Origin of the sequence: Castellaniella sp. GW247-6E4, assembly GCF_040276065.1 — a bacterium.
Classification (GTDB): domain Bacteria; phylum Pseudomonadota; class Gammaproteobacteria; order Burkholderiales; family Burkholderiaceae_B; genus Castellaniella.
In genome coordinates this window covers 1-1,753 of the sequence record NZ_JBELOI010000036.1, presented here as the reverse complement: position 1 = coordinate 1,753, position 1,753 = coordinate 1, and the positions used below count along the sequence as shown (strand labels likewise).

Here is a 1,753-nt window from a genome sequence, read left to right as displayed (position 1 = left end):
CCGGACTAGGTGGTCACGATGCCGGAATCGGTGGTCACGATGCCGGAATCGGTGGTCACGATCGACCGGAATACCCAAATGGGGGGATTACCAGGGGAGCTTACGCCTTCCCAGAGGCCTTTTTTGCGCCCAGCCAAAGTCGCCGCGAGGCGCAAAGAGGCCGTAACAACATATACAAAGTAAAGCTCGCTATCTGTTCCCACAAACCCCACACTGGGGAATCCGAGGCGAGAATTATTACCGAGCATCGCTACACGGCGATTCGCTGAGCCAGCCTCCGGCACCATCACATGCGTCACGCATGCAGCCTGTTGCACACCAGCATCTTCGATGCTGGAGCGTTTGGCGACGGGCAACCACTGGCCTGAAATAGACTAAAAATCCGGCCAGACATTCGGAACCCTCATGACTTCACATCTTTTAGTCGCCAACCTTCTTGGCTCCCAGCTAAGAGCGGCAGACATGGACTGGCCACCCCCACCCCCTTCTCCACTAGACGAGATCGAGCGCCTCAAGAGGCGCGTCAAGGAGCGAACTCGCCTTCTTAGGTTGATGAAAGAAAAATTCCCTGGATTGCCCTATTGAGCCCGCAACCCAGTCTGGCAGTGGCCCTGCTCAATTCATCCTTTCCCATGTTTGCCTGCCCATCCCGGGTGGCCCAAACTCAAATTATTGGAGTACATCATGGAACAAAAGAACCCCCAAGAAAAGATCCCATTCCCACAAGAGAAAAGCGAATCTCAAACGCCTGACCCAAAGACCGGGCCGCAAGAGAATCCCCCCAAGGATATAAGTCAGCAGGGCCGTAAGGAGTAAAGAGGCAGAGGCCTCTCCTCCGTCGGCACAGCCGCCCCAGGGCGGCTTCTTCACATCTACGCGTGCTTCCGGGCTACAGCCTTCTTCAGAGCTTCGTTCATGCGGGTCTGCCAGCCTGGGCCGCCGGCCTTGAAGGCATCGATCACGGCCTTGTCATAACGGATCGTCACGGCGACCTTGGGCGTGTCCAGGCGTGGGCGCCCCACCCGCTTGAGCTGCTTGAATTCTTCCGGCCCCAGCTCGTAGGTATCCGGATCGGCCGCAATGCCTCGGTTGATCGCTGCGTCCTCTTCGGGCGTGGGCATGATCAGTTTACGTTTGCTCGACATAATTCCGTACCTCTCGTGAATTGGCCTTGCGCAGACTGATGACATGCATCTTGTCGGCGCGCTGCGTGAACACCACGCAGTACAAACGATCATCGATGACCGCGTAGCCGATTTCCCGCACCTCACCATAGTCCTGGCGGGTGTCGGGCTTGGCCATCACCTACGGCCAGTCGATCTCTTGAGCCAGCGACAGCGAGGCGCCATGCTTGCGCTGGTTGCTCTTGTCTTTGGCCAGGTCGAAGGTGATTTCCATAACATTATTGTAGTTACGTAAACACCGATAGGCAAGCTATTTTTGTAGTTACGTATGCCGCGCAATATCGGCCGCCCCAGGGCGGCTTTTTTGCGTGACGCCGACCCCGTTTACTGTACCTTGCCCCGCCCTGAAAACCAGGGCAAATCCCTACCTGAGCCCGGACGCATTGTCCCTTGCCGCTTTCCCGCCGTTTGCTGAACGCCTCAAGAATTCCGACCATTACACTGCATAAATATACAGTACGTCATCTAAGCACAAACAAGAGCGCCCCGAGAGCTAGGGAAGGTCTGAACAAGTCCCCTGGACCTGTCAGAATGTAGGTTGTTGAACGAGACCCAATCAGGAAGCCCCC

The 1,753-nt window shown here is 56.4% G+C and carries 3 protein-coding genes; 1 reads left to right on the top strand and 2 read right to left on the bottom strand.

What is annotated here, in order from left to right; translation table 11 throughout:
* Positions 1-269 (top strand): hypothetical protein (locus ABS761_RS16800; protein ID WP_350409538.1); only part of this gene is annotated, 269 nt, incomplete at its 5' end.
* A gap of 603 nt (positions 270-872) precedes the next feature.
* On the opposite strand, the gene ABS761_RS16795 is transcribed toward ABS761_RS16800, so the two are convergent.
* Positions 873-1,145, bottom strand: a complete 273-nt coding sequence (locus ABS761_RS16795; protein ID WP_350409537.1) for a BrnA antitoxin family protein — start codon at positions 1,143-1,145, stop codon at positions 873-875.
* A complete protein-coding gene (locus ABS761_RS16790) occupies positions 1,129-1,302 on the bottom strand; it encodes a BrnT family toxin (RefSeq protein WP_350409536.1) in 174 nt (57 codons plus the stop codon). The genes ABS761_RS16795 and ABS761_RS16790 overlap by 17 nt, the downstream gene beginning before the upstream one ends.
* Positions 1,303-1,753: the final 451 nt, after the last annotated feature.